Origin of the sequence: Megasphaera cerevisiae DSM 20462, assembly GCF_001045675.1 — a bacterium.
GTDB lineage: Bacteria > Bacillota > Negativicutes > Veillonellales > Megasphaeraceae > Megasphaera > Megasphaera cerevisiae.
The window spans coordinates 1-1,130 of record NZ_LEKT01000126.1 but is presented as its reverse complement, the minus strand read 5'-3'; the positions used below and the strand labels follow the sequence as shown (position 1 = coordinate 1,130).

Below are 1,130 nucleotides of genomic sequence, written 5' to 3'. Positions count from 1 at the left end.
GTAACGACACGGGATGTCGTCGTGGAGGCGGACAAAGCGAAAGAAGAAGCGAAGTACAATTCGCAAAGTGTCACCGTCATTACAAAAGAAGATATTGCGCGCAAACAAGGGAAATCGGTGGAAGACGTGATTTTCAATGAAGTGGGCGTGACCAGAACCGTCGACGCTATGGGTAAAGTAGGCATCTCTATCCGTGGGGCCGATCCTCGTCATACCCTGATCATGGTGGATGGCCAGCCCGTGCTGGGAGACGTGAGCAAATACAGCGGTAACGGCGACGAGCTCATGCGGATCGGCGCAGAAAATATCGAACGCATCGAAATCATCCGCGGTGCGGCCAGTGCCAAATACGGTTCTGATGCCATCGGCGGCGTCGTCAATGTCATCACTAAAGGGCCGAAGGATGCGCCTAGTGTACAACTCAATGCGGAGGCAAGTTATCATACATCACGTTATACAAGTTCCAATGAAACCAGTGCTATGCCAAGTAATTTCTATTTGAGAGCAGATAGTGGACAAATAGGTAAATTTAATATGTCTGCTTGGGGTTCAAAACGTAGTGTCTTATCCGTATATGCAAATGGAAGAAGTTATAATACAAATAATGGTTGGGGAGAAGAATTTAAACCTTCATTACGCTATTATGGTGATGAAAAAAATGTAGGTATTAATGGTAATTATGCTTTTAATGAGAAGCATAAAATTTTCTTTACCATAAATCATGATCGAGAAGATGTGGAAAGGAAAAATAAAAATGCTGATCCTAATAATTCATTAGCTGTCACTATGGAACCTTTAATTGGATACAAGTATAATGGCTCAGTTGTCAAGACAGAAATCTAAAGATTTTATAATGAACATTAAGCCGTGGCATAGTCTATGGGATTGTCAAGTAAAGTGTGTAAATTACTTTAAATTGAAACCTGATATTTTCGTACCATGGTGCCAATCCGTTCGTCAATAACCAGCTGATTCATCACTATGGCCCAATTGCGAATGGAGTGACCGTGCCATTTTTGATAAAGTTCCTTAATCCGTAAATAAAACACCTTAAAAACGGCTGTTTCATTGCTGAAAGCGCCCTGTTTTGTGACCTTGCGGAAACTTGAGTTGACGCTCTCTATGGCATT

Annotated in this window: 1 protein-coding gene and 1 pseudogene; one reads left to right on the top strand and one right to left on the bottom strand. The window is 42.1% G+C overall.

Going from position 1 to position 1,130, the window contains the following annotated elements; translation table 11 throughout:
• A partial coding sequence (locus AB840_RS18195; protein ID WP_152669424.1) for a TonB-dependent receptor plug domain-containing protein occupies nt 1-843 on the top strand: 843 nt, incomplete at its 5' end.
• 68 nt (nt 844-911) lie between these two features.
• On the opposite strand, the pseudogene AB840_RS15325 reads toward AB840_RS18195, so the two are convergent.
• Nucleotides 912-1,130 (bottom strand): annotated as a pseudogene (locus AB840_RS15325) (hypothetical protein); the annotation flags it as partial.